Origin of the sequence: Enterobacter sp. MGH 16 (assembly GCF_000493175.1) — a bacterium.
GTDB lineage: Bacteria > Pseudomonadota > Gammaproteobacteria > Enterobacterales > Enterobacteriaceae > Enterobacter > Enterobacter roggenkampii.
Genome location: NZ_KI535695.1, coordinates 1,074,770 through 1,100,589, shown reverse-complemented (window position 1 = coordinate 1,100,589; position 25,820 = coordinate 1,074,770). Strand labels below are relative to the sequence as shown.

Below are 25,820 nucleotides of genomic sequence, written 5' to 3'. Positions count from 1 at the left end.
TTCAATCCCTCAATGATGCCTGGAATCGCTCTTTTAATGCCTCTACACATTTGGCGACGGTAGCGGCAATCTCCTCTTCTTCGAGTGTACGGCTGGTATCCTGAAGGATCAGGCTGATAGCCAGGCTCTTAAAGCCCTCTGCTACGCCCTTGCCGCGGTACACGTCAAATAAGTTTACGCCAACTACCTGATTTACGCCAACTTTCTTACATTCGGCCAAAATATCTGCTGCGGGCACATTTTCCGCGACCACAACCGCGATATCACGGCGGTTTGCCGGGAAGCGGGAGACGTCCTGAGCCTGAGGAATCACGCGGTCTGCCACCAGGTTCCATTCCAGCTCGAACACGATGGTACGGCCATTCAGGTCCAGTTTACGCTCCAGCTCAGGGTGAACAACCCCAATAAAACCAATGCGTTTGCCGTCTAAATAGAGGGCGGCGCTCTGGCCTGGATGCAGGGCCGGAATGGCTTCTGCGCGGAATTCAATTTCAGATAATTTACCGGTCAGATCCAGAATCGCTTCCAGATCGCCCTTCATATCGTAGAAATCAACCGTGCCTTTTGCCAGGTCCCAGTGCTCTTCATAACGGTTACCGCTGATGGCGCCAGCCAGCATGAGATCCTGACGGATGCCTAAATTTGCCTGATTATCCGGTACAAAGCGCAAACCGCTTTCGAAAATTCGCACGCGGTTTTGCTGGCGATTCTGGTTGTAAACGATAGTGCCCAGCAGGCCCGTCCACAGGGACAGACGCATCGCGGACATTTCGCTGGAAATTGGGCTTGGCAGGATCAGCGCTTCCTGACCCGGGTGGATGAGCTGCTGCAGCTTTGGATCAACAAAGCTGTAGGTGATCACTTCCTGATAGCCTTTGTCGTTCAGCATGGTTTTTACACGCTTCAGGGACAGGTCGGCTTCACGGTGGGTGCCCATCACCAGACCTGCCTGCACAGGCTCGTCAGGGATGTTGTTGTAGCCATAAACACGGGCCACTTCTTCCACCAGATCTTCTTCAATTTCCATGTCGAAACGCCATGACGGCGCAACGGCTTTCCACTCGTCCTGACCTTCGGTTACGTCGCAACCCAGACGCTTCAGAATATCGGTCACCTGCGCGTCGGCAACGTGGTGCCCAATCAGGCGATCCAGCTTACTGCGACGCAGGGTGATGGTCGCACGCTTCGGCAGCGTGGCTTCGTTGGTGACGTCGATAACCGGGCCCGCTTCGCCGCCGCAGATGTCGATCAGCAGGCGAGTCGCACGCTCCATCGCTTTGTATTGCAGCGCAGGATCCACGCCGCGCTCGTAGCGGTGGGACGCATCGGTGTGCAGGCCGTGACGGCGTGCGCGACCGGTGATGGAAAGCGGGCTGAAGAACGCGCACTCCAGCAGAACGTTTTGCGTTTCGTCGTTGACGCCCGAATGCTCGCCTCCGAAGATACCGCCCATTGCCAGCGCTTTGCTGTGGTCAGCAATCACCAGGGTGTCGGCGTTCAGTTTCGCTTCGGTGCCGTCCAGCAGAACCAGGGTTTCGCCCTCTTTCGCCATGCGCACCACAATACCGCCTTCGATACGATCTTTATCGAAGGCGTGCATTGGCTGGCCCAGTTCCAGCAGAACGTAGTTAGTCACGTCAACCACGGCGTCGATAGAGCGGATACCGCAGCGGCGCAGCTTCTCTTTCATCCACAGCGGGGTTGGCGCTTTCACGTTGATGTCTTTCACCACGCGACCGAGATAGCGCGGGCAGGCATCCGCAGCGTCAACCTGGATAGGCAGCACGTCACTGATGGTCGCTTCAACCGGGGCAATCTCCGGCGCGTTCAGCTCGGTCTGGTTCAGCACGGCAACGTCGCGCGCCACGCCGATGATCCCTAAGCAGTCAGCGCGGTTTGGCGTGACGCTAATTTCGATGGTGTTGTCATCAAGCTTCAGGTATTCGCGGATGTCGGTGCCGATTGGCGCATCCAGCGGCAGCTCAATGATGCCGTTGTGATCGTCGGAAATACCCAGCTCGGAGAAGGAACACAGCATGCCTTCAGACGGCTCGCCGCGCAGCTTAGCCGCTTTGATTTTGAAATCGCCCGGCAGTACCGCACCGACGGTCGCCACGGCCACTTTCAGTCCCTGGCGGCAGTTTGGCGCACCGCAGACGATATCCAGCAGACGGTCACCGCCTACGTTTACTTTTGTTACGCGCAGTTTGTCCGCGTTAGGGTGCTGACCGCACTCTACCACTTCACCGACGACCACGCCGTTGAATGCCCCTGAAACCGGCTCAACGCCGTCCACTTCCAGGCCCGCCATGGTAATCTGATTAGAAAGCGCGTCGCTGTCCAGCGTGGTGTTCACCCACTCGCGTAACCACAGTTCACTGAATTTCATTGTTCTGTCCTGCCCTTATTTAAACTGTTTGAGGAAACGCAGATCGTTTTCGAAGAATGCACGTAAGTCGGTGACGCCATAGCGCAGCATGGTCAGACGCTCCATGCCCATACCGAAGGCGAAGCCGGAGTAAACTTCCGGATCGATACCCACGTTGCGCAGGACGTTTGGATGCACCATGCCGCAGCCCAGCACTTCCAGCCATTTGCCGTTTTTGCCCATCACGTCAACTTCCGCAGACGGTTCGGTGAACGGGAAGTAGGACGGACGGAAACGAACCTGCAGATCTTCCTCAAAGAAGTTGTTCAGGAAATCGTGCAGCGTGCCTTTCAGGTTGGTGAAGCTGATGTTTTTATCAACAATCAGGCCTTCCATCTGGTGGAACATTGGGGTGTGGGTCTGATCGTAGTCGTTACGATAGACGCGGCCCGGCGCGATAATACGGATTGGCGGCGCCTGATCCTTCATGGTACGGATCTGAACGCCGGAGGTCTGGGTACGCAGCAGACGCGTCGCGTCGAACCAGAAAGTGTCGTGGTCAGCGCGTGCCGGATGATGGCCAGGAATGTTCAGAGCATCGAAGTTGTGGTAATCATCTTCGATTTCCGGGCCAGTCGCCACGGTAAAGCCGAGCTCACCGAAGAAACTTTCAATGCGATCGATGGTGCGGGTAACCGGGTGCAGACCGCCGTTCTCGATGCGGCGACCCGGCAGAGAAACGTCGATCGTCTCTGCGGCCAGACGCGCATTCAGCACCGCGCTTTCCAGCTCGGCTTTGCGTGCGTTCAGCGCCTGCTGTACCTGCTCTTTGGCTTCGTTAATCACCGCCCCCGCTGCCGGGCGCTCTTCTGGCGGCAGCTCACGCAGGGTTGTCATTTGAAGGGTCAGGTGCCCTTTCTTCCCAAGATATTCGACGCGGACATTGTCTAACGCGGCAACATCTGAGGCCTGATTAATGGCGGCTGTTGCACTGGCAACCAGCTCTGCGAGATGTGACATGATTTTCCTCATTATGTCGGTGCAGACACCGATTTGGTGGAGTTATTCTCTCAAATTCAGGCACAAAAAAAGCCTCCATCGGGAGGCTTATCTGGCGCTGTTTTTCGTTTCATCTTTCACGCGCTAGCCTCCTGAAGTCAGGTGCTAAAGTAAAAGAAGAAGCGGAAAATAGCAGCATTCATGCTTGCGTTACCTTGTTGGGTAAAAACCGTTGAGACCTTATTGAAAAGCCTGCACGGGTAAATGTCAATCTTCTTACAGGGTTATATGAAAAGAGGGAGCCAGGCCCCCTCTCTCAACTGGCTTATGCCAGTGCTGCTTTCGCTTTTTCGACCAGAGCGGTGAACGCTACTTTGTCGAATACTGCGATGTCAGCCAGGATCTTACGGTCGATTTCAACAGAGGCTTTTTTCAGGCCGTTGATGAATTTGCTGTAAGAAATACCGTTCTGACGTGCTGCTGCGTTGATACGCGCAATCCACAGTTGACGGAACTGACGCTTACGCTGACGACGGTCACGGTAAGCGTACTGACCTGCTTTGATAACAGCCTGGAAGGCAACGCGGTATACGCGTGAACGCGCACCGTAGTAGCCTTTAGCTTGTTTCAAAATTTTCTTGTGACGTGCACGTGCAATTACACCACGTTTTACGCGAGCCATGTGTGCTCTCCTGTATCTATTCTAAGTTAAAAAAGTTAAACGAAACGACTTATGCGTACGGCAGGCACGCGATGACCAGGCCCAGATCGCCTTTAGAAACCATGGCTTTTGGACGCAGGTGACGTTTACGCTTGGTAGCTTTCTTAGTCAGAATGTGACGCAGGTTAGCGTGCTTGTGCTTAAAACCACCTTTACCGGTTTTTTTGAAGCGCTTAGCAGCACCGCGTACGGTCTTAATTTTTGGCATTTTAATAACTTCCACTTCGCATTGTTAAATAAACGAAACATAGGCGAACAAAACCTATGAAACCCGAAGGCTCCACAGATTTTGCTGCTTGAAGGCCTTACTGTTTCTTCTTAGGAGCGAGCACCATGATCATCTGGCGGCCTTCGATCTTCGTTGGGAAGGATTCGACTACTGCCAGTTCACTCAGATCGTCACGGACGCGGTTAAGCACTTCCATACCAATCTGTTGGTGGGCCATCTCACGACCGCGGAAACGCAGTGTGATCTTGGCCTTATCGCCATCTTCCAGAAAGCGAATCAGGCTGCGGAGTTTTACCTGATAATCGCCATCGTCGGTACCAGGACGGAATTTGATTTCCTTAACCTGGATAACTTTTTGCTTCTTCTTCTGTTCCTTAGAAGACTTACTCTTTTCATAAAGGAACTTGCCGTAGTCCATGATACGACAAACTGGCGGTTCGGCGTTAGGGCTGATTTCAACTAAATCTACTCCAGCTTCTTCAGCCTTTTCGATTGCTTCTCTCAGACTCACAATCCCCAGCTGCTCGCCTTCCAGACCTGTTAAGCGAACTTCCTGGGCGCGAATCTCGCCATTGATACGATTCGGACGTGCCGTTTGAACTCGTTTTCCGCCTTTAATACCTTATTCCTCCAGTTGTTGAAGACTGCGGCTGCGAATCTCTTGTTGCAGCTTCTCAATCACTTCACTTACGTCCAGGCTGCCCAGGTCTTTACCACGGCGGGTGCGAACGGCAACTTTGCCTGCTTCCACCTCTTTATCACCACAGACCAACATATACGGGACACGACGTAAAGTGTGCTCGCGGATTTTAAAGCCAATCTTCTCATTTCTCAAGTCTGCTTTTACGCGAATGCCCGCATTTTGTAGTTTCTGCGTCAATTCTTTAACGTAATCTGCCTGAGAATCGGTAATGTTCATCACCACCACCTGCACCGGCGCAAGCCAGGTTGGGAAGAAGCCGGCGAACTCTTCGGTCAGGATGCCGATGAAGCGTTCCAGAGAACCGAGAATGGCACGGTGAATCATTACCGGCACCTGACGCTCGTTGTCTTCGCCAACATAAGAGGCGCTTAAACGCTGCGGCAGGGAGAAGTCCAGCTGTACAGTACCGCACTGCCATGCGCGATCGAGGCAGTCATACAGGGTAAATTCAATTTTCGGACCGTAGAATGCGCCCTCGCCCAGCTGGTATTCGAACGGAATACCGTTCTCTTCCAGCGCCACGGCGAGATCCGCTTCTGCGCGATCCCAGGTCTCATCGCTACCGATACGTTTTTCCGGACGCGTTGAGAGTTTGACCACGATCTTCTCGAAGCCAAAAGTGCTGTACATATCGTAGACCATACGAATACAGGCGTTAACTTCGTCACGGACCTGATCTTCGGTACAGAAGATATGCGCATCATCCTGCGTAAAGCCACGCACGCGCATCAGACCGTGCAGCGCACCTGATGGCTCGTTACGGTGGCAGCTACCGAACTCCGCCATACGCAGCGGCAGGTCACGGTAGGATTTCAGACCCTGATTGAAGATCTGAACGTGGCCCGGGCAGTTCATTGGCTTGATGCAGTATTCACGGTTCTCAGAGGAGGTGGTGAACATCGCATCCTTGTAGTTGTCCCAGTGGCCGGTTTTTTCCCACAGCACACGGTCCATCATGAACGGGCCTTTCACTTCCTGATACTGGTACTCTTTCAGCTTGGAGCGTACGAAGGTTTCCAGTTCACGGAAGATGGTCCAGCCGTCGTTATGCCAGAACACCATACCCGGCGCTTCTTCCTGCATGTGGTACAGGTCAAGCTGCTTGCCGATTTTACGGTGGTCACGCTTCGCCGCCTCTTCCAGACGCAGCAGGTAAGCGTTCAGGGCTTTTTTATCGGCCCATGCGGTACCATAGATACGCTGCAACATCTTGTTGTTGCTGTCGCCGCGCCAGTAGGCGCCTGCGATCTTCATCAGCTTAAAGTGATGACAGAAGCGCATGTTCGGCACGTGCGGTCCACGGCACATGTCGACGTATTCTTCGTGATGGTACAAGCCAGGCTTGTCATCATGCGAAATGTTTTCGTCAAGAATCGAGACCTTATAGCTCTCGCCGCGCTTCACGAAGGTTTCACGCGCTTCGTGCCAGCTGACTTTCTTCTTGATGACGTCATAGTTCGTTTCGGCGAGCTCGTGCATACGTTTTTCGAGCGCGTCGATATCTTCCTGAGTCAGGGTATGGTCAAGGTCAACGTCGTAGTAGAAACCATTATCGATAACCGGACCGATCGCCATTTTGGTGTTTGGCCACAGCTGTTTGATGGCATGGCCCAACAGGTGCGCGCATGAGTGACGAATGATCTCCAGACCTTCTTCATCTTTTGCGGTGATGATGGCCAGTGTCGCATCGTTTTCGATCAGATCGGAGGCATCCACCAGCTCACCGTTGACACGGCCGGCGATGGTCGCTTTCGCGAGACCAGGACCGATGTCCAGGGCAACATCCATTGGGCTAACTGCGCGGTCGAAATGGCGTTGGCTGCCATCAGGAAGAGTAATTACAGGCATTTTATATCCTTATTTGCAGTGATGCCCCACACATAAGAGCATATACAAAGAAAATAATCGTGATTTGACAATAGATTACGACACCATCTGACCAACAATCGTCAAATTGGTTCGTCATCATTCACCTGCCGGAAAATCAGACAACGCCGGATATACGGCAAGCCTTGCAATGTTAACACTAACAAAAGGGAGATTGCACCCTCTGCTGGCAGATTGATGTGCTGGCACTTTCGCATGAATTTGCAGGTTGCATATTCCCGGCGCTCGCAATTTAGAAATGCAGGGCTACTCTTGAACAGGTCTTTAAACCCAAAGGTGCATACCATGAACGTATCCAGTAGAACGGTTGTGATATTGAACATCCTTTCCGCCACAGGTTTATTGTTGATTCTCGCCGAACGATTCCACTGGTTCTGAACCGCCCCCTACGCTGGCATAACCCAATCGTTCCTGCGAAGGGGCATCTTCAGGCCCTGTTTGGTAGACTGTGGATATCAACGAACAAGGATTAGGTTATGCCAACAAAACGATTTGCCGTAAAACACTGGAAAATGGTGCTGGTGCTGATTGCCATCTGCGGCGCAATGCTGTTACTCCGTTGGGCGGCGATGATTTGGGGTTAGGGGCGAGTAGAGCTCATCAGAAGGGACGTCACAAGATCAGAGAGAATAAACGGGCCGACATTATCATCGGCCCGTCTTTATTACATTCTATAACCCAGTGAAACCGTGGTTCTGCGGTCGGTATGATCCGGCGCAGACTCTGGTGGTGAAGAGTTCCAGGTCACGTTGTAGGCGACTTTCAGACCAAAGTGTTCGTTGATGGCCACGTTGAGCGCCGTCTCAGAGTTCAGCGTCGTGTCGTCGGCACCAAATACAGAAACACCCTGTGTAAATTTGGTGTTATCAGTCATCTGCCAGGCATAGGTACCAGAAGCGTAACCGAGCGGTTGGGTTTTGGTATCGCCATTGGTGTACTCGTCATAACGCACACCGGGACCAAATTCAAAACGGAGGCTGTGTACCGGACCGTTCAGGAACTGACGACCATAACCCGCGGTGAACACATCACGCTGGCGATAACCGTTGTAACGGTCGGTTAACCAGCTTGCCTGACCAAACAGGTAGTCATAGTCGGTCATGTTGTAACGGCTACGTCCGCCTACCGCATATTTCTCGGAAGAGCGTTCGTCATTAGCGGACGTATTGCTGGCATTACCCCACAGAGACCAGGCGGTGGTATTACCGTACCAGGTAAGCGTACTGTCCGCCGTCAGAGAAGAGCTTTTGGTGTTACCGGATTGTGCCAGGTACCCCGCGTTCAGGTTACCTTCAAACGGTTTTTTCGCGGTGGAGGGATCGTCCATGACAGTAAAAACGGAATCATCGGCGGTCGCGTTCATAGCCGCAAACACGCCACCCGCCAGCATCAGTGCAGCGGGCACTGTCTTTAAAAGCTTCATTTTATTAAGGAGTCCGTACAACAAAAAAAGAGACCACACGGTCCCGGAATCTTTCTTGAGGATCAATGACAAGGCGTCCAGAGAAAGGTAACAAATTATAAAAAGCCGCAAATAACATAGCAATGTTTTCTTATTTCATTTTTTGAATAAGAACGATCCCAAAAAGCGTTTTATTTTATATGTCTCCGGCCTCACTTTTATTCACTATTCATATTTAAAATCATACTGTTATTTACATTGCCTTCCTGTCAAATGGTGCCAGACTAAAAGGAACCCATGCTAAAAGGAGGTAATGATGGTTCCTATCTACACCCTGACGCTCTCCCCTTCCCTTGATTCCGCCACCCTGACGCCGCAGATTTATCCGGAAGGTAAATTGCGCTGTAGCGCCCCGGTCTTTGAGCCCGGCGGTGGCGGTATCAACGTGGCGCGCGCCATTACCCACCTCGGCGGCAAAGCCACGGCCATTTTCCCCGCAGGCGGTGCTACCGGTGAACACCTGGTCTCCCTGCTGGCAGATGAACAGGTGGCCGTAGAGACCGTCGAGGCGAAAGACTGGACGCGGCAAAACCTGCATGTTCACGTGGAATCCAGCGGCGAGCAGTACCGGTTTGTCATGCCGGGCGCGAAACTCACCGATGACGAGTTTCGTCAGCTTGAAGAGAAAGTGCTGACGATAGAAAGCGGCGCGCTGCTGGTGGTCAGCGGCAGCCTGCCGCCCGGCGTCAGCACGGAAAAATTAACCGCGCTGATTCAGGCGGCGCAGCAACGCGGTATCCGCTGCATCGTCGACAGCAGCGGCGAGGCCCTGCATGCGGCCTTAGTGCCGGGCAATCTTGAGCTGGTCAAACCCAACCAGAAAGAGCTAAGCGCGCTGGTCAACCGCGAACTGACGCAGCCTGACGATGTGCGCACCGCCGCGCAGGAGCTGGTACGCAGCGGCAAAGCGCGACGCGTGGTGGTTTCCCTCGGTCCGCAGGGGGCGCTGGCCGTCGATGAAACGTCGTCCGTTCAGGTTGTTCCACCGCCGATGAAGAGCCAGAGCACGGTTGGCGCGGGTGACAGCATGGTGGGTGCGATGACGCTTAAGCTTGCGCAGGGTGCGTCACTGCTGGAGATGACGCGCTACGGCGTGGCGGCGGGTAGCGCCGCCACCATCAACCAGGGCACGCGCCTCTGTTCGCTGGCCGATACGCAAAAAATCGTCGATTACCTGTCCCGAAATTAACGTCTGTTCCCCTTCATCTGCATGAAGGGGAACGTCATCCCCGAGTCGCCAAACGCAAACTATCGACTATGCTAAGAAAACTTCCATGATAACAATGAGGTGAATTATGAGCAGTGGTGACATCACTCGTTATGTCGTAACCGTCAACCTTCATGAGGCATCGCTTACCGAGCTAAATGAGCTCAACAATGCCTTCACCCGGGCTAATTTTCTCCTTACCCTGACGGATGACGAAGGCAATATTCATGATTTAGGCACTCTGACATTTGGCCTGATCGGCGCGCTGAATAAAGAAGAGGTCCATGCGCTGGCCGCCAGCCTGGTGGAAAGTGGGACCGACAAGCCAGCCGAAATTGACGTCGACACCTGGGAAAGCTGGCAGAAAAAAGAACAATAAGTGCCCTGTATGAAATTAAACCGCTCAGGTGTGCGTTAGTTCGTATTTTTTTACCGCAATAATGCGCTAACTTTATGATCTGGCAGACAACATGGGAGAGTCAACATGTGGCAGGCTATCAGTCATCTTTTAAGTGAGCAGCTGGGTGAAGGTGAAATTGAACTGCGTAACGAACTGCCAGGCGGAGAGATCCACGCCGCGTGGCATTTACGCTACGCAGGGCGCGATCTCTTCGTAAAATGCGATGAACGCGAGCTGCTTCCGATTTTTACCGCCGAAGCCGATCAGCTGGAGCTGTTGTCGCGCAGTAAAACGGTGACGGTCCCGCAGGTTCTGGCCGTCGGTAGCGACCGCGATTACAGTTTTCTGGTCATGGAATATCTCCCCGCCCGTCCGCTGGATGCCCATAACGCTTTCATTCTTGGCCAGCAGCTAGCGCGCCTCCATCAGTGGAGCGACCAGCCGCAGTTTGGCCTTGATTTTGACAACGATCTCTCCACCACGCCACAGCCCAATGCCTGGCAGCGTCGCTGGTCGACGTTTTTTGCCGAGCAGCGCATTGGCTGGCAGCTTGAGCTTGCCGCCGAGAAAGGGCTGGAGTTTGGCAATATTGATGCCATCGTCGAGCACGTGCAGCAGCGCCTGGCCTCCCACCAGCCTCAGGCGTCTCTGCTCCACGGTGATTTGTGGTCCGATAACTGCGCGCTGGGGCCCAACGGCCCCTATATCTTCGACCCGGCCTGCTACTGGGGCGACCGTGAGTGCGATCTTGCCATGCTGCCGCTGCATCCTGAACAACCGCCGCAGATATACGACGGGTATCAGTCGGTTTCGCCCCTGCCGCCCGGCTTCCTCGATCGTCAACCGGTGTATCAGCTTTATACGCTGATGAACCGCGCCATACTTTTTGGTGGGGAACACCTGGTTAACGCCCAGCGGGCGCTTGAGCGCATGCTTGCCGCCTGAGACGCGAACGGGTGGCTTTGCCGCCACCCGTATCGGTTACAGAAAACCGAGCAGTGAGAAGAAGAAGTATCCTGCCACAATGATAATCACGGGAAGGATATAGAGCGGAAAAATTTGCAGGAAAATAGTGTGGCGCGGCACAACAATGCGGGATTCAATCTGCTCCCGGCTCATGCCTTCCGGGCCTTTGGCCTGTTCCAGAATGAGCTGGTCCTCAACGCCCTCGCGTAAGAAGCGCGTCTGACGGCTCATTCGCGCGCCAGAGGCCTGCAGCGCCAGCGCAACAAAGATCAGGGCGTAGATCACCCAAAAGCCGATATTCAGCTGATGCTGAAAATCCGGGGTCGGTGAGTTAAACCAGAAGACATTCAAGAATGGCGTATTAAAACGCATCATCTCAATCATCACATGCGCAAAATCAAGCATAACTGCATTGATACCCGGCTGTTTTTCGCTGTGATCGTACATAAATTTGAGTACAGAAATCAGCGTAGAAATGACGGCAGGAATAAAAATCACCCAGCCAGCAATACGTTTTAAGACCGCAATGCGTCCAGCTTGTTGATACGTCATCAGTTCCTCTTCATAAAGACGCGTTATTTGTGCCTAAGTCTACCTGCTGGTCATCAATTTCGCCCGCTCTTTAAAAGCAATATGCTAAATTGCAGAGTGTGCTTAGCACTTATCGTCTGTCGAACACCCTGGATAAGGAGACGTTGTGATGTCGACACCGCGCCAAATTCTTGCCGCAATTTTTGACATGGATGGATTACTGATCGATTCCGAACCGTTGTGGGATCGCGCCGAACTGGAGGTCATGGCCAGCCTGGGCGTGGACATCAGCCGCCGTAATGAACTTCCCGATACGCTGGGCCTGCGCATCGATATGGTGGTTGACCTGTGGTTTGCCCAACAGCCGTGGGCTGGACCGGGTCGTGATGAAGTGACCGCGCGCATTATCAGCCGCGCCATTTCGCTGGTAGAAGAGAGCAAGCCGCTGCTGCCCGGCGTACGTGAGGCCGTCGCGCTGTGTAAAGCCCAGGGGCTCAAGGTCGGCCTGGCCTCGGCGTCACCGCTGCATATGCTGGAAAAAGTGCTCATCATGTTTGAACTGCGCGACAGTTTCGACGCGCTGGCGTCCGCTGAGAAATTGCCTTACAGCAAGCCGCACCCGCAGGTCTATCTCGACTGTGCCGCTAAGCTCGGCGTGGATCCCCTCAACTGCGTTGCGCTGGAAGATTCCGTTAACGGCATGATAGCGTCTAAAGCCGCGCGGATGCGCTCCATTGTGGTGCCTGCGGAAGAAGGCCGCCACGATCCCCGGTTTGCCCTTGCCGATGCGAAGCTGATTTCACTGGCAGAACTCACGGCGCATCACCTGCGGGGCGGTTAAGCCCCTCCTCCGGTTTGTGACAAACAGTTACACCGTCACCTCTTCCGCCTACTGTACAAAAACCCTATACTGTATGAATTGACAGTTTTATGGGTTTTATCATGACGGCGGAAGGCCACCTGCTTTTTTCTATCGCGTGCGCAGTATTTGCCAAAAACGCTGAACTCACCCCCGTGCTGGCACAGGGGGACTGGTGGCATATCGTCCCTTCCGCCGTTTTGACCTGTCTGCTGCCCGATATTGACCATCCCAAGTCCTTCCTCGGTCAGCGCCTGAAGTGGGTGTCAAAACCCATCGCCCGCGCGTTCGGCCACCGGGGGTTTACGCACAGCCTGCTGGCCGTGTTTGGCCTGCTGACGCTTTTCTATTTAAAAGTGCCCGAAAGCTGGATCGTCCCCGCCGATGCCATTCAGGGGATGGTGCTGGGCTATCTGAGCCATATTCTGGCCGATATGCTGACGCCCGCGGGCGTACCTCTGCTGTGGCCCTGCCGCTGGCGCTTCCGTTTTCCTATCCTGGCACCGCAGAAAGGGAACCAGCTTGAGCGCGTCTTGTGCATGGCGCTGTTTGCTTACGCCGTCTGGATGCCGCAAACGTTGCCCGAAAACAGTGCAGTCCGCTGGTCTTCCCAGATGATTAATTCGCTACAATTTCAGTTCAATCGCTTTATTCACCACCAGATTGAACAGTAAACCAACAAAACTATCCCATTTGTCATAACCCATTCCATTTGGATATAAGCGCGACATCACACTTCTGCTAACCTTCCGCCAACAGGATCGGTAAAAACCGACCCGATAATAAATCAGGAGAACGGGGATGAATTTTCCACTCATCGCGAACGTCGTTGTGTTCGTTGTATTGCTATTGCTTCTCGCGCAGGCTCGCCATAAACAGTGGAGCCTGGCGAAAAAGGTGCTGGTTGGTCTGGCCATGGGTGTCGTATTTGGTCTGGCATTACAGGCTATTTATGGCTCCGATAATCCAGTACTGAAAGATTCCATTCAGTGGTTCAACATTGTCGGTAACGGCTATGTTCAGCTGCTGCAGATGATCGTTATGCCGCTGGTGTTCGCCTCTATTCTGAGCGCCGTTGCCCGCCTGCATAACGCGACCCAGTTGGGAAAAATCAGTTTCCTGACCATTGGTACGCTACTGTTCACCACGCTGATTGCCGCGCTGGTGGGTGTGCTGGTCACTAACCTGTTTGGCCTGACCGCAGAGGGTCTGGTTCAGGGGACCGCTGAAACGGCGCGTCTGACTGCGATTCAGACCAACTACGTGGGTAAAGTAGCTGACCTGACCGTGCCGCAGATGGTGCTCTCCTTCATTCCGAAGAACCCGTTTGCTGACCTGACCGGTGCGAGCCCAACCTCCATCATCAGCGTGGTTATTTTCGCCGCGTTCCTGGGCGTGGCGGCGCTGAAGCTGCTGAAAGACGATGCGCCAAAAGGCGAACGCGTGCTGACCGCGATTGATACCCTGCAAAGCTGGGTGATGAAGCTGGTTCGTCTGGTCATGCAGCTCACCCCTTACGGCGTGCTGGCGCTGATGACCAAAGTGGTTGCCGGCTCTAACCTGCAGGACATCATTAAGCTGGGCAGCTTCGTTGTCGCCTCTTACCTGGGCCTTGGCATTATGTTCGTGGTGCACGGCATCCTGCTGGGCGTGAACGGCGTCAGCCCGCTGAAATACTTCCGTAAGGTCTGGCCGGTACTGACCTTTGCCTTCACCAGCCGTTCCAGCGCCGCGTCTATTCCGCTGAACGTTGAAGCACAGACTCGTCGTCTGGGCGTGCCTGAATCCATCGCCAGCTTCTCTGCCTCCTTTGGTGCCACTATTGGTCAGAACGGCTGTGCGGGTCTGTATCCGGCGATGCTGGCGGTAATGGTTGCTCCTACAGTCGGCATTAACCCGCTGGATCCAGTCTGGATCGCCACGCTGGTCGGGATTGTTACCGTAAGCTCCGCAGGCGTTGCGGGTGTTGGCGGCGGTGCAACCTTCGCCGCGCTGATTGTGCTGCCTGCGCTGGGCCTGCCTGTGACGCTTGTCGCGCTGCTGATCTCCGTTGAGCCGCTGATCGACATGGGCCGTACCGCGCTGAACGTCAGCGGCTCCATGACCGCCGGTACGCTGACCAGCCAGTGGCTGAAGCAGACCGACAAAGCGATTCTGGAAAGTGAAGACGACGCCGAACTGGCGCATCGTTAATCGCTGTAGATATAAAAAAACCGCCAACAGGCGGTTTTTTTATGGCTGTTATTCTTCAACCTCTTCATCCTGGCGGATCTGCATCGCCCACCGCTGTGCGGACTCCGGCACCGTAAAGGTGGGAGAGCGACGGAAATGCTCGCCGATCAGCACAAAGGCCACGAATTTCCCCCGTAACTGCCACACATCGCGAAAACCATCCACTTTCAGGGCATGGTCTGGCGGCGCGGGCTCAACGCGGGGCACATAGCTAATAACCTGGCGGTTTTGTTGACGAAGAGGTTTCATAAGCGACGGATTCACTAAAGCAAATTCTTGAAGCAGGAAAATTCTATGATAGCCGATCCTGCTGCCTTCCGTCGCGCTCCGAGTGGGTGAGATGGCTCCTTTCGTTAATGCTGGCATGTGAAAACTCTTAGTTCGCGAGCCATCTCACGACATTGTTCTATCCTTAATAGGGTTTTTAGCAATGGATAAAGGAGAAGCGTGCAATGTCGAACAAAGATAAAACACATCAATCACCGATTCATGGCACTGAAGAATCTCAACCGGGCATGGACTCTCTCGCCCCTTCTGACGGCTCTCACCGCCCCTCGCCGGGCCCATCAGCCCCTGGCGAACAGCCTACCGCACCGGGAAGCATGAAATCCCCGGATACGGGAAACGAGAAGCTGAAATCGCTTGAGCCACACCGTAAAGGCGGCGAAGGTTTTGCGCTCACCACCAATCAGGGCGTGCGCATTGCTGACGATCAGAACTCCCTTCGCGCAGGCTCGCGCGGGCCAACCCTGCTGGAAGACTTCATTCTGCGGGAAAAAATCACCCATTTTGACCACGAGCGGATACCGGAACGCATCGTCCACGCACGCGGTTCCGCTGCGCACGGCTATTTTCAGCCCTACAAGAGCCTGAAGGCGATCACCAAAGCGGACTTCCTCTCCGACCCGGATAAAATTACCCCGGTCTTTGTGCGTTTCTCCACCGTGCAGGGTGGCGCAGGTTCGGCAGACACGGTGCGTGATATCCGCGGCTTTGCCACCAAGTTTTATACCGAAGAGGGCATTTTCGATCTGGTGGGCAATAACACCCCGGTGTTTTTCATTCAGGACGCGCATAAATTTCCTGACTTTGTCCATGCGGTAAAACCGGAGCCCCACTGGGCCATACCGCAGGGACAAAGTGCGCACGACACCTTCTGGGACTATGTCTCCCTGCAGCCTGAAACCTTACACAACGTGATGTGGGCGATGTCAGACCGCGGGATCCCCCGCAGCTACCGCACCATGGAGGGGTTCGGCATCCATACCTTCCGAATGATCAACGCCGAGGGGAAAGCCACGTTTGTCCGTTTCCACTGGAAGCCGGTGGCGGGTAAAGCCTCGCTGGTGTGGGACGAGGCGCAGAAGCTGACCGGGCGCGATCCGGACTTCCATCGCCGCGAGCTCTGGGAATCCATTGAAGCGGGCGACTTCCCGGAATACGAGCTGGGCCTGCAGCTCATCCCGGAAGAGGACGAATTTAAGTTCGATTTCGACCTTCTGGACCCGACGAAGCTGATCCCGGAAGAGCTGGTGCCGGTGCAGCTGGTGGGTAAAATGGTGCTCAACCGCAACCCGGATAACTTCTTTGCCGAAAACGAGCAGGCCGCGTTCCACCCGGGGCATATCGTGCCGGGGCTGGACTTCACCAACGATCCGCTCCTGCAGGGACGCCTGTTCTCCTATACCGATACGCAGATTAGCCGTCTGGGCGGGCCGAACTTCCACGAAATTCCGATTAACCGCCCAACCTGCCCGTACCACAACTTCCAGCGCGACGGGATGCACCGTCAGGATATTGATACCAACCCGGCGAACTATGAGCCGAACTCCATCAACGATAACTGGCCGCGTGAAACGCCTCCCGGACCGAAACGCGGTGGATTCGAATCCTATCAGGAGCGTATCGATGGCAATAAAATTCGCGAGCGCAGCCCCTCGTTCGGCGAGTATTACGCCCACCCTCGCCTGTTCTGGAACAGCCAGACGCCGATTGAGCAACAGCACATCATCGGCGGCTTCAGCTTTGAGCTGAGTAAAGTGGTGCGCACCTACATCCGCGAGCGCGTGGTCGATCAGCTGGCGCATATTGATGTTCAGCTTGCCCAGAGCGTCGCGGACAACCTGGGCATTACGCTGACCGACGAGCAGCGTAACCTCGCTCCGCCGAAAGAGGTTAACGGCGTGAAGAAAGATCCGTCGCTGAGCCTGTATGCGTTGCCGGGCGGCTCGATTAAAGGCCGCGTGGTTGCCATTCTGCTGAACGACAAAACCCGCGCCAGCGACGTGCTGGGGATCATGCAGGCGCTAAAAACCCAGGGCGTGCATGCCAAACTGCTCTATTCCCGCATGGGTGAGGTGACGGCCGACGATGGTTCTGTGCTGCCGGTCGCGGCGACCTTTGCCGGTGCGCCATCGCTCACCGTCGATGCGGTGATTGTGCCAGGCGGAGATCTTGCCAGTCTGCTGACCAACGGCGACGCCGTCTATTATCTGCTGGAAGCCTATAAGCACCTGAAACCGATCGCGCTGTCCGGCGATGCGCGACAGTTTAAAGCGCAGCTGAAGGTGGCCGATCAGGGTGAGGACGGCATTGTCGAGGGCGATAACGTTGACGATGCCTTCATGACGAAGCTGTTTGATTTGCTCGCCGCGCACCGCGTCTGGTCGCGAAGCAGCAAGGTCGATCAGATTCCGGCGTAAAAAAAGCCCGGTGGCGGCTTCGCCTTACCGGGCCTACAAGAGTTAGCAGGTCGTTCGTAGGCCGGGTAAGGCGAAGCCGCCACCCGGCAACTCTTACAGCTCCCTGAACGTCCCCAACCGATACCCGCATTCGGCAATCGCGTATTTCAGCGAGGCCGACGTCAGCACGTCCAGCTCCGCCAGCCGCGGCCAGCAGTAGGCACTTTTACGCACGGTGTTATCGACAAAGGCAGGATGCGCCATCACTTCTACCGACGTTTCACCGCGGGCAGCGGAATCATCCAGCACCTTCAGGAACAGCGCTTCGCTGATCTCTTCTCCGTAAAACGCGCTACTGAACCCCTCAGTGGATCTAACAGCGCAGTCCGGCAATCCGTGCACATTGCGATCCACGCGCATCGCCACGCCTTTGCGCTGTGCAAACCCGGCGACAAGCGGGAAAATCGCCGGGATCATATGCACGTGGTGATGGCTGTCGATGTGCGTCGGCGCCTGACCAAACACATCAACGAAGCGGTTGAACTGGCACTCCAGCTCGCGGGCAATCTCTTCGAGCGGCAGAGCACCCTGCTCCGCCCGTTCCCAAATCCATTTACCCAGCTGGCCGTCGCGCGTCAGGCCCGGCATTGGCGAAAGCGGCATCCCGAGCGTCAGCACAAAATGCATGCCGACGCCCAGCTCTGGCACCTCGCGGCTCAGCTGCGCCGCGTGTTCAACCGCCTCAGCGTTAACCAGGGCCGTTGTAGAGGTCACAACCCCCCGGCGACAGGCTTCAATAATGCCGTAGTTCTGACCTTTCGAGAGACCAAAATCATCAGCATTAACGATCAGCAGGTTTTCCATTGTGCGTCCTCTTATTGCTGTTTGAACTTCAGCTTCTCGATCGTGGCGGCAAAGTTCGGCAACCATTTTTCATGCGCCAGGATCATCTCGCTGGCCAGCTGCTCCGCGTCGCGGTCAGAATGCACCAGCGGGCTGAGGTTCAGGGCCAGCAGCACGTCATTGAGTTCCCCGCTCAGCGCCGCGTTGCTTGCTGCCACTTCAAAGCCTTTGATGGTATGAATCAGCCCCATGACCTTGTCATCGAAGCGGGTGATACGCGGATGCGGTTTAGCCCCCTCGCGCCCCAGGATGCAGGTCATTTCAACGGCCCAGTCAGCCGGAATATTGTCGACATGGCCGTGATGCGGGACGTTAACATAGTGCTCAGCCTGCTTGTCGTTGTAGATGGCGTTTATCACTTCGCACGCCGCATCGGAGTAGTAGGCCCCGCCGCGCTGCTCCAGCTCTTTCGGTTTGACGTTCAGGTTCGGGTCTTTATACAAATCGAACAGCTGCTTTTCGACCTTCTGAACGATCTGCGCGCGCGCACCGCCCTTATAATACTCGCCCATTTCGATGGCCAGCATCTCTTTCTGCTTGAAGTAGTAAAGCAGGTACGAGCAAGGCAGCAGATTCAGCGAGCGGATCAGCCCTTCGCTGAACGGCAGGTCAAAGATGTTTTTCACCGATGCCGCCGTCAGACGACCGGAGGCTACGCCGTCGAGGAGCTCGGCAAAGCGCGATTCCCCGTTCACGATGACATCCTTAATAAACACCATGTGGTTCAGGCCGAACAGATCGATGGAGAGATCGTCGTTGTCGGTCAGCGCCAGCACGTCGCGGATGAACATCTTCATGCCGATCGGAATATTACAGACGCCGATAAAGCGTTTGAAGTTCGTATGACGATAGACCGCCTCGGTCACCATACCGGCCGGGTTGGTGAAGTTAATGACCCACGCGTTCGGGCAGATCTCCTGCACGTCTTTGACGATGTCGAAAATCACCGGGATGGTGCGCAGGCCTTTAAACAGGCCGCCCGCGCCGTTGGTCTCCTGCCCCAGATAGCCGTGGCTCAGGGGAATACGCTCGTCCAGCTCACGCGCCTTCAGCTGGCCGACGCGCAGCTGGGTGGTAACAAAATCCGCATCTTTCAGCGCCAGACGACGATCGAGGGTTTTATGCACGGTCAGAGGTACGCCCGCTTTTTCCACCATGCGCTTGCACAGGTCGAAAATAATATTCAGCTTCTCCTGACCTTCCTCAACGTCCACCAGCCATAATTCGCTGACCGGTAATTCATGATAACGTTTCAGGAAACCTTCGAGTAATTCCGGGGTATAGCTGCTGCCGCCACCAATGGTTACGACTTTTAATTTCTTCTGCATAATATCTCCCTTAGCGTATCAGGTTAATCGCCTGCAAGATATAGCGTGCTCTTCCCGCTATTTGGGCAAGCCATTAAAGCAATATTCGTGGCGGGTAATCCGCCGACAGTTAATTAATTACCGTCAAATTTTTCCGGTAACTGTTCGGTGTGAATGACGTCAATTTCTTAAAGGTTTTAATAAACAGGCTGGGGCTGCTGTATCCTGACTCGTATGCAATATCGGTGACAGAATAGTTGGTAATTTCCAGCTGTTTTTTAGCAAAATTAATGCGGATTTCATTAATAATTTGCACGGGCGTTTTACGGTAATAACGCTGCGTCGCGCGGGTCAGATATTCCTGGGATTTGCCCGACAGGGAGACCATATTTTCCAGCGCATTTTCGCTGAACTGGCTTTTATCGTGCATCAGCTCAACGGTGCTGCGCAGCCATTGCGGAATATCATCCGTCACCTGCTGCTCTTCACGATGATGGCGCAGCCGGTTCATCACGTAGAAGGTCACCGTTTCAATAAACTCATCAAATTCATTGTCGCGGAAGTTAAGCGAGGCGATAACCGTTTCAATCCAGGTCATGAACTCGTTTTTGACGCGATAAACCTGAGAGGCCACAAAGCAGAACGGCACCAGCGGCAGATAGTGCTTCTCGAAGAAACGTCTGCTGACGCCCACATTCAAAATGCGGGTGGCACCAAATTCGTAAAAGCTCTGGTGATAAGATCCCATCGGCAGGAAGACAAAATCCCCTCGTTCAAGCAGAACGCGCTTACCGTTGATCTCCTGGTAGTAGCGGCCGGTCAGAACAATCGTGAACTCGTAATAGTCATGCTGATGCAGACCGCTGGCGCTCTCCGTCTTGTTGTAGATAACCACGTGAAAATTTTTGCCATTAAACAGCTGCTGTTCAAGTGCGGTTTTAATTTCCATCGTGCTGACCTCCTGCTACTCAGTCTGACTTACTGCATCTTCTCGTGAAGCTCAATGAGCTCCGCCACCAGCTCACGTGCCAGCATCGAGGTCATCAGGTGATCCTGCGCGTGGACCAGCACCAGGCTGACCTTCATCTTCCCTTCGCCCTGATCGCTTTCAATCAGCTTTGTCTGCACCAGGTGCGCTTCGTTCAGCGCCGTGCGGGACTGTTCCATCATGGTTTTCGCCGCGGCAAAATCCCCCTGCTTGGCCTGCTTCAGCGCGGCGTAGGCCAGGCTGCGGGCCTGCCCGGAGTTGATGATAAGCCCCATCACCACTTCTTCGAGATCGTTCTCGACGGCTTCGTCTGCGACAATATTATCCAAATCTAACATCTTTAAGCTCCTTGTGGCTGGCGCGGGTTTCCCCGCGCCGTCAATCTTAGAATTTCAGTGAGAGGGCGATATCCTCTTCGCTCTCTTCTTCATCAATGATGGTGGCGGCTTTGTTCGCAATCGCTACGAACGGCATGTACAGCAGGGTGGCAATCCCGAGGTTAAATATCGCCAGCAGGAAGGCTGCGACGCTGCCGTTGGTGTTGAAGAAGGCACCCAGACCCGCTGGCATGGTCCACGGTGCAATGTTGGTGACCGGAGGAATGATGCCCATGTAATACGCCGTCAGGGTGATAGCGGCCAGCAGCGGCTGAACCAGGATGAACGGAATGAACATGACCGGGTTCATGATGATTGGCAGACCGAACAGAATCGGTTCGTTAATCTGGAAGATGCCTGATGGCAGCGCCAGCTTCGCGACCTGACGGTAGTCTGCGCGACGAGAGACAATAAAGACCGCGATGATCAGACCCAAGGTTGCCCCGGTACCGCCCAGGAAGATATAGGAGTCAAGCATCGGCTTCGCCCACACATGGAAAGTTTTACCCGCTGCCAGCGCCGCATCAACGGAGCCGTACTGCTGATACAGTGCAACGTTTTCCAGTGCCCACGGGGTCATAATTCCGCTGTCCAGCGCGGCCAGTGCCAGTGAACCATGCACGCCAAAGAACCACAGCAGAGAGGTGAAAATCACGTACGCCCAACCGACCACGCCACCCATAGACGCCAGCGGCGTAGAGATAGAGTCCATGATGATCTGGTGGAAGTTCGTGCCCCAGTGAGAGAGCGCCCAGGCGATAATCCCCATGATAGAGAGAATAATGAAGCCTGGAATCAACGCGGAAAATGAACGGGAAACGGAGGCCGGTACGCTATCCGGCAGGCGGATCACCCAGTTGCGACGGATAATAAAGGTGAACATCTCTGCCACCACCAGGCCGATAACAATACCGGAGATGATGTTAGCCCCACCCAGCCAGTTGGCGCCCACAGCATAGGCTTCACCGACGCTGTACGGGGTCACTGTCATAAAGGCGGCGACGGATAATAACCCGGCGGCCAGCGGGTCCACCTTACGCTCTTCTGCCAGCGCCATCCCAATGAAGAAAGGCGCCATCAGCGACATAATCCCCAACGTACCGTTATAGACGTTGCCGCCGATGGCTTTAAAACCATTAAGGGTTTCAATTGTGGAAGCGTCTAACCGAATTCCTAATGAATAAAAGAAGGAACCTTCACCAAAGCTCAGAAAAACGTTGTTAATTAAAACGAACATGGCCCCGGCCAGCGTCAACGGCATTAATTTAATAAAGCCGTTTTTGATGGCATTAACGTGAGGCTGCTTTCCTATTTTAACAGCAAAAGGAAGGAGTACCTTTTCAAGTGAAGCGATGACTTTACTCATAGGAAAATACCCTTAAATGCCGTAACGCATGTTACGGCGTATTGTGTGTGAAATAACTCTTTGACGGGAAAAATAAAAATTAATTAGCAGCTTTTTTAATCGCTGCCACAGCAGCTTTAAGAACACCTAAACCATCAATCTTGCCGTACAGCCCCGAGTCGATCACTTCGACCGGTTTATTGGGTAACAGTCGTTGAATTTCGGGCAACATATAGGCAATTTGCGGTCCCAGTAAAACAACATCGGCTGTCTGACCTTTTTCGCCCGCCAGCGTTTCCGGGAACGCTTCGATCACCACAGGGACTTCATACTTTTCAGCCTGCGCACGCATCTTTGACACCAGAAGCGAGGTTGACATGCCCGCTGAGCAGAACAGGTAGATATGTTTCTTTTCCATCGTAATTTCCCTCTTGTATGACTACCTGCCGTCGCGTTCTCACTCGACTCGCTGTCCCGGCAGACAGGTAGTTTGCGTACTGTTGTTTATCGTTGGAGTGAGTATACGCAATGGTACAGACAGGGGATAATTCTGAACAGGCTCAAATTGTCTCTCATTGACCTGGCTTGTTGACTACCCTCACATTTCGGGCAAATAATTCGCGAAAAGAAATAAGATTTTCCGATGCATAAAAAAACCGGCCTCAGGGCCGGTTTGCTAACATCCTCAGGCAAGCAGGGTGACTACGCCTTAGGTGCCTGCGGGTCAGTATCGTATTCAGCACAGGTCTGATAGCCGGAGTTGATCACATGACCGGTATCATCCAGGGCGACAAAGTAGGTTTCTGCCTTACCATCACGTTGACCCAGGATGTAGGTCTGGCAGGTGCCTTTCGCATGAATCATGGTGACTTCGGAAGAAGGTTTACCGGCAATCGCAGCGACCTGCGAACGGGTCATCCCTTTTTTGACATCTTTTACTACGGGCTGCGTAAACTGATCCTTGGTGCGATCGTAAGCCGTACACCCTGCCAGCATAGTCAGTACCGCCGCTGCGCTAAGAATTCCTGCTACGTTCTTGTTCATATTCCGTCCTCTTGTTTATCAGCGTGTTATCTAAGCATGGGATAAAAAGTACTATTGTTCAACTTTGTGCGTTACGCCAGACGAATTTCGGAAAATTCTAATAAAACAACGATAACCTGCTAAAACGGCGTAAATTAGCGCACTCGAAACTGTGATCCTTGTCGTTTTACGTCCAAAGGGTTAGTTTTAACAGTTAACACATTCTGTTTATGGAGAGCGTGATGACTCTGCAACAAGAGATTATCCAGGCGCTGGGCGCGAAGCCTGCGGTAGATGCAAATGAAGAGATCCGCCGCAGCGTGGATTTTTTAAAAGCGTATTTAAAGAAGAACTCTTTCCTGAAATCTCTGGTGCTGGGCATCAGCGGCGGCCAGGATTCAACGCTGACCGGTAAGCTCTGCCAGATGGCAATTTCAGAGCTGCGCGAGGAGACGGGAGATGAAACCCTGCAATTTATCGCCGTGCGTCTACCATATGGCGTACAGGCGGACGAGCAGGATTGCCAGGATGCAATCGCCTTTATTCAGCCTGACCGCGTGCTGACCGTCAATATTAAAGGCTCCGTGCTGGCAAGCGAGCAGGCGCTTCGCGAAGCGGGCATTGAGTTAAGCGATTTTGTTCGCGGCAACGAGAAAGCCCGCGAGCGCATGAAAGCGCAGTACAGCATTGCCGGGATGACCAAAGGCGTCGTGGTCGGCACCGACCATGCGGCAGAAGCGATCACCGGTTTCTTCACCAAGTACGGCGACGGCGGCACCGACATCAACCCGATCTTCCGCCTGAACAAGCGTCAGGGTAAGCAGCTGCTTGCCGCGCTGGGCTGTCCTGAGCATCTGTATAAGAAAGCGCCGACAGCGGACCTTGAAGACGATCGCCCTTCCCTGCCGGATGAAGCGGCTCTTGGCGTCACCTACGACAACATTGATGATTATCTGGAAGGCAAAAAGCTGGATGAAGGCACCGCAAAGATCATCGAAGGCTGGTATCTGAAAACCGAGCACAAGCGCCACACGCCAATTACGGTGTTTGACGACTTCTGGAAATAAACGCAAAACGGTAACCCCGTTTTGTAGGCCGGGTAAGGCGTCGCCGCCACCCGGCTCTTTTTTAACCTAACCCTCTCTGCTACACTGTATGCCTGAACAGTATATGGAGCAGTATGTGAGCAGGCGTCAATCCGCCCCGCGTCTTGAGTTTGAAGCGGCGGCTATCTACGAATATCCCGAGCACCTTCGCCCCTGGCTTGAGGCACTGCCTAAACAGCCGGGCGTATATATCTTTCACGGTGAAAGCGACACGCTGCCGCTTTACATCGGCAAGAGCGTTAACATTCGCAGTCGGGTGTTATCCCATCTGCGTACTCCGGACGAGGCCGCCATGCTGCGCCAGTCGCGACGCATTACCTGGTTCCAGACGGCGGGAGAAATGGGCGCGCTGTTGCTGGAGGCGCGGTTGATAAAAGAACAACAGCCGCTGTTCAACAAGCGCCTGCGCCGCAACCGTCAGCTCTGCTCCCTGCAGATCAACGAAGGCAAGCCGCAGGTCGTCTACGCGCGCGACGTCGATTTTTCTCATGCCCCGAATCTCTATGGACTGTTCGCCAATAAACGTGCGGCACTTCAGGCGCTGCAGACGCTGGCGGATGAGCTCCAGCTTTGCTACAGCCTTTTGGGCCTGGAGGCGACCACGCGCGGACGCGCCTGTTTCCGATCCGCGCTGAAGCGCTGTGCCGGTGCCTGCTGTGGGAAAGAGAGCGTTGAGGCCCACCACGCCCGGCTCCTCGCCGGTCTGGCGGCCATCAGCGTGAAGTGCTGGCCCTGGGAAAGCGCCGTTGCGCTAAAAGAAGTGGGTGACGCGATGACCCAATATCACATCGTCAATAACTGGCTCTGGCTGGGCGCTGTCGACGATATCAACGACGCGGCAACCCTGCTGCGCATGCCCGCCGGATTTGACCACGATGGCTACAAAATTCTCTGTAAACCTGTGCTGGCCGGTAAGTTTGAAATCATTGAGCTCAATGGCCTGGCAGCCACGTGATTTCGCTGAACAATAAGGTACCCTGAGCCTCCAGCAGACGCAGCGTGTGGGTACCCTCCTCCCAGCTGGCGCCCTGATCGGCCGTCAGCAATTTATCACCCAGCTGCCACGCCCCGCTTAACACAAACACCACGCCCCCGCGTGTGCCAAAGGTGGTAAAGGTACGGTCAGCCACGCGCACCTTCGCCCGACAGCAGTCGCGACGGGTCATGATGTTGAAGTCCATCGCCATCCGCCCATCGGACAGCAGCGCTTTCACCGGCAGGTCGCCGGCAAAGCTGTAGGGCTGATGGTGCTTCAGGGTATGGAAGAACGCCTGGCCCGCATCCAGCGTCACCTCCCCGCCTTCCAGCAAGGTAATAACCCGATCGACGCCGGGAAAAGAGGAAAATTCGCCGTTGCTGGCGATAGTCGCGATACTGGCGCGCCAGTGAAAATCACGCGTCGCGGGAGGGAAACAACAAATCTCACGCGTTTCACCCGCACCATTGCGCCAGAGGCTGACCGGCATCTTACGGATATCAAAGAACTCCATCACCACTCCTGAATGGCACAACCCGTGCCAGGGCAA

General features: G+C 54.4%; 29 protein-coding genes and 1 other annotated feature. Of the genes, 11 read left to right on the top strand and 18 right to left on the bottom strand.

Translation table 11 applies throughout. The annotated features are described in order from the left end of the window. Position 1 precedes the first annotated feature (1 nt). The 7 genes from pheT to thrS all read right to left on the bottom strand — a co-directional run bounded on the left by pheT (position 2) and on the right by thrS (position 6,868). On the bottom strand, positions 2-2,389 hold the full coding sequence (gene pheT / locus L362_RS17380) for a phenylalanine--tRNA ligase subunit beta (RefSeq protein WP_023343937.1): 2,388 nt from the start codon (positions 2,387-2,389) through the stop codon (positions 2-4). A gap of 15 nt (positions 2,390-2,404) precedes the next feature. Next, positions 2,405-3,388, bottom strand: coding sequence for a phenylalanine--tRNA ligase subunit alpha (gene pheS / locus L362_RS17385; RefSeq protein WP_021241084.1), 984 nt, complete (start codon positions 3,386-3,388; stop codon positions 2,405-2,407). A gap of 62 nt (positions 3,389-3,450) precedes the next feature. Beyond that, positions 3,451-3,575 (bottom strand) — a sequence feature (Phe leader region). Next, positions 3,526-3,570, bottom strand: coding sequence for a pheST operon leader peptide PheM (gene pheM / locus L362_RS24590; RefSeq protein ID WP_001386830.1), 45 nt, complete (start codon positions 3,568-3,570; stop codon positions 3,526-3,528). (Overlaps the previous feature by 45 nt.) A gap of 117 nt (positions 3,576-3,692) precedes the next feature. Beyond that, complete coding sequence (gene rplT / locus L362_RS17390) at positions 3,693-4,049, bottom strand: 50S ribosomal protein L20 (RefSeq protein ID WP_000124850.1); 357 nt, start codon at positions 4,047-4,049, stop codon at positions 3,693-3,695. A 49-nt stretch (positions 4,050-4,098) separates the two neighbouring features. Then, positions 4,099-4,296, bottom strand: a complete 198-nt coding sequence (gene rpmI / locus L362_RS17395) for a 50S ribosomal protein L35 (protein WP_001124225.1) — start codon at positions 4,294-4,296, stop codon at positions 4,099-4,101. A gap of 97 nt (positions 4,297-4,393) precedes the next feature. Beyond that, positions 4,394-4,936, bottom strand: coding sequence for a translation initiation factor IF-3 (gene infC / locus L362_RS0122855; RefSeq protein ID WP_023616141.1), 543 nt, complete (start codon positions 4,934-4,936; stop codon positions 4,394-4,396). A 3-nt stretch (positions 4,937-4,939) separates the two neighbouring features. Continuing rightward, positions 4,940-6,868 carry a threonine--tRNA ligase gene (thrS, locus tag L362_RS17400; RefSeq protein ID WP_008500657.1) on the bottom strand — a complete coding sequence of 643 codons (1,929 nt, stop codon included), beginning with the start codon at positions 6,866-6,868 and terminating at the stop codon, positions 4,940-4,942. Between the two features lie 216 nt (positions 6,869-7,084). Between thrS and yncL the strand changes: the two genes are divergently transcribed. Both yncL and yniD read left to right on the top strand, forming a co-directional pair. Next, on the top strand, positions 7,085-7,285 hold the full coding sequence (gene yncL / locus L362_RS25075; RefSeq protein WP_084635613.1) for a stress response membrane protein YncL: 201 nt from the start codon (positions 7,085-7,087) through the stop codon (positions 7,283-7,285). Positions 7,286-7,383: 98 nt separating this feature from the next. Continuing rightward, entirely contained in the window at positions 7,384-7,491 is a 108-nt protein-coding gene (yniD, locus tag L362_RS24580; protein ID WP_008500658.1) for a small membrane protein YniD, read from the top strand. Positions 7,492-7,571: 80 nt separating this feature from the next. Here the strand turns inward: yniD and L362_RS17405 are convergent, their stop codons facing one another. Next, entirely contained in the window at positions 7,572-8,330 is a 759-nt protein-coding gene (locus L362_RS17405; RefSeq protein WP_021241081.1) for a DUF481 domain-containing protein, read from the bottom strand. Between the two features lie 295 nt (positions 8,331-8,625). On the opposite strand from L362_RS17405, the gene pfkB reads away from it, so the two are divergent. From pfkB to L362_RS17420, 3 genes are all read left to right on the top strand, one after another. Further along, complete coding sequence (gene pfkB, locus L362_RS17410) at positions 8,626-9,558, top strand: 6-phosphofructokinase II (RefSeq protein WP_023343936.1); 933 nt, start codon at positions 8,626-8,628, stop codon at positions 9,556-9,558. 106 nt (positions 9,559-9,664) lie between these two features. Continuing rightward, positions 9,665-9,955, top strand: coding sequence for a type V toxin-antitoxin system endoribonuclease antitoxin GhoS (ghoS, locus tag L362_RS17415; RefSeq protein WP_023343935.1), 291 nt, complete (start codon positions 9,665-9,667; stop codon positions 9,953-9,955). A 105-nt stretch (positions 9,956-10,060) separates the two neighbouring features. Further along, entirely contained in the window at positions 10,061-10,921 is an 861-nt protein-coding gene (locus tag L362_RS17420; protein ID WP_008500662.1) for a fructosamine kinase family protein, read from the top strand. Positions 10,922-10,957: 36 nt separating this feature from the next. On the opposite strand, the gene L362_RS17425 is transcribed toward L362_RS17420, so the two are convergent. Then, the gene (locus L362_RS17425) at positions 10,958-11,494 is read right to left on the bottom strand and encodes a YniB family protein (protein WP_008500663.1); all 537 of its coding nucleotides are present in this window, start codon (positions 11,492-11,494) and stop codon (positions 10,958-10,960) included. A 148-nt stretch (positions 11,495-11,642) separates the two neighbouring features. Between L362_RS17425 and hxpB the strand changes: the two genes are divergently transcribed. The 3 genes from hxpB (at position 11,643) to tcyP (ending at position 14,525) form a co-directional block, all read left to right on the top strand. After that, positions 11,643-12,314 carry a hexitol phosphatase HxpB gene (hxpB, locus tag L362_RS17430; RefSeq protein ID WP_023343934.1) on the top strand — a complete coding sequence of 224 codons (672 nt, stop codon included), beginning with the start codon at positions 11,643-11,645 and terminating at the stop codon, positions 12,312-12,314. Between the two features lie 101 nt (positions 12,315-12,415). Next, positions 12,416-13,006 carry a metal-dependent hydrolase gene (locus tag L362_RS17435; RefSeq protein WP_014883483.1) on the top strand — a complete coding sequence of 197 codons (591 nt, stop codon included), beginning with the start codon at positions 12,416-12,418 and terminating at the stop codon, positions 13,004-13,006. A gap of 127 nt (positions 13,007-13,133) precedes the next feature. Beyond that, entirely contained in the window at positions 13,134-14,525 is a 1,392-nt protein-coding gene (tcyP, locus tag L362_RS17440) for a cystine/sulfocysteine:cation symporter (protein ID WP_008500667.1), read from the top strand. Positions 14,526-14,573: 48 nt separating this feature from the next. On the opposite strand, the gene cedA is transcribed toward tcyP, so the two are convergent. Then, a complete protein-coding gene (gene cedA, locus L362_RS0122845; RefSeq protein WP_255344119.1) occupies positions 14,574-14,849 on the bottom strand; it encodes a cell division activator CedA in 276 nt (91 codons plus the stop codon). Positions 14,850-15,016: 167 nt separating this feature from the next. Between cedA and katE the strand changes: the two genes are divergently transcribed. Then, complete coding sequence (gene katE / locus L362_RS17445; RefSeq protein WP_023343932.1) at positions 15,017-17,266, top strand: catalase HPII; 2,250 nt, start codon at positions 15,017-15,019, stop codon at positions 17,264-17,266. Positions 17,267-17,359: 93 nt separating this feature from the next. Here katE and chbG read toward each other — a convergent pair whose 3' ends face one another. The 7 genes from chbG to osmE form a co-directional block, all read right to left on the bottom strand. Beyond that, positions 17,360-18,109: a chitin disaccharide deacetylase gene (chbG, locus tag L362_RS17450; RefSeq protein ID WP_023343931.1), complete on the bottom strand. Its 750-nt coding sequence runs from the start codon at positions 18,107-18,109 to the stop codon at positions 17,360-17,362. 11 nt (positions 18,110-18,120) lie between these two features. Then, a complete protein-coding gene (locus tag L362_RS17455; RefSeq protein ID WP_023343930.1) occupies positions 18,121-19,476 on the bottom strand; it encodes a 6-phospho-beta-glucosidase in 1,356 nt (451 codons plus the stop codon). A 109-nt stretch (positions 19,477-19,585) separates the two neighbouring features. Next, on the bottom strand, positions 19,586-20,404 hold the full coding sequence (gene chbR / locus L362_RS17460; RefSeq protein WP_008500673.1) for a transcriptional regulator ChbR: 819 nt from the start codon (positions 20,402-20,404) through the stop codon (positions 19,586-19,588). Positions 20,405-20,433: 29 nt separating this feature from the next. Then, positions 20,434-20,781 carry a PTS N,N'-diacetylchitobiose transporter subunit IIA gene (gene chbA / locus L362_RS17465; RefSeq protein WP_021241072.1) on the bottom strand — a complete coding sequence of 116 codons (348 nt, stop codon included), beginning with the start codon at positions 20,779-20,781 and terminating at the stop codon, positions 20,434-20,436. 46 nt (positions 20,782-20,827) lie between these two features. Next, the gene (chbC, locus tag L362_RS17470; protein ID WP_008500675.1) at positions 20,828-22,186 is read right to left on the bottom strand and encodes a PTS N,N'-diacetylchitobiose transporter subunit IIC; all 1,359 of its coding nucleotides are present in this window, start codon (positions 22,184-22,186) and stop codon (positions 20,828-20,830) included. Positions 22,187-22,265: 79 nt separating this feature from the next. After that, on the bottom strand, positions 22,266-22,583 hold the full coding sequence (chbB, locus tag L362_RS17475) for a PTS N,N'-diacetylchitobiose transporter subunit IIB (RefSeq protein WP_008500676.1): 318 nt from the start codon (positions 22,581-22,583) through the stop codon (positions 22,266-22,268). 284 nt (positions 22,584-22,867) lie between these two features. Next, positions 22,868-23,209 (bottom strand): osmotically-inducible lipoprotein OsmE, encoded by a 342-nt coding sequence (gene osmE, locus L362_RS17480; protein WP_008500677.1) that lies wholly within the window; start codon positions 23,207-23,209, stop codon positions 22,868-22,870. A gap of 221 nt (positions 23,210-23,430) precedes the next feature. Between osmE and nadE the strand changes: the two genes are divergently transcribed. Together nadE and cho are read left to right on the top strand one after the other, a co-directional pair. Further along, positions 23,431-24,255, top strand: a complete 825-nt coding sequence (gene nadE, locus L362_RS17485; RefSeq protein ID WP_008500678.1) for an ammonia-dependent NAD(+) synthetase — start codon at positions 23,431-23,433, stop codon at positions 24,253-24,255. 115 nt (positions 24,256-24,370) lie between these two features. After that, positions 24,371-25,249: an excinuclease Cho gene (gene cho / locus L362_RS17490; protein ID WP_196231159.1), complete on the top strand. Its 879-nt coding sequence runs from the start codon at positions 24,371-24,373 to the stop codon at positions 25,247-25,249. Here cho and ves read toward each other — a convergent pair. After that, entirely contained in the window at positions 25,227-25,784 is a 558-nt protein-coding gene (ves, locus tag L362_RS17495; RefSeq protein WP_021241069.1) for an environmental stress-induced protein Ves, read from the bottom strand. The two genes, cho and ves, sit on opposite strands and share 23 nt — an antisense overlap. Between the last annotated feature and the right edge of the window lie 36 nt (positions 25,785-25,820).